Annotated in this window: 1 pseudogene; it reads left to right on the top strand. The window is 42.7% G+C overall.

The features are described from left to right. Nucleotides 1-403 (top strand): annotated as a pseudogene (locus MTT09_RS10670) (Sec-dependent nitrous-oxide reductase); the annotation flags it as partial.

The raw sequence follows: 403 nt of genomic DNA, 5'->3' as shown, positions 1-403 counted from the left end.
TGACTCACAAGATGGCATACTTTATACTTCACTTTACGTTGATAGCCAAATCGTAAAATGGGACTATAAAAATTTAAAAGTGCTTGATAAGATAAATGTTCACTACAACATCGGTCACCTTGACACAATGGAGGGCAAATCAGCAAAACCTAAGGGCAAATACGCAATCGCACTTGATAAACTTTCAATCGATCGCTTCAACCCAGTTGGCCCACTCCATCCACAAAACCACCAGTTAATAGACATCAATGGTCCAAAAATGGAGCTAATCTATGATATGCCTATCCCACTTGGTGAGCCACACGACGTTGTCTCAATCGCTGCTAGCAAGCTAACTCCAGCACTTACTTACAACATGGGCACAAACTCAAGAACAGGCGAGGCTAGCCCATACGCAACCCTA

It is taken from the genome of Campylobacter concisus, from assembly GCF_050447505.1.
GTDB lineage: Bacteria > Campylobacterota > Campylobacteria > Campylobacterales > Campylobacteraceae > Campylobacter_A > Campylobacter_A concisus_BP.
This window is presented reverse-complemented; position numbering and strand designations above follow the sequence as displayed.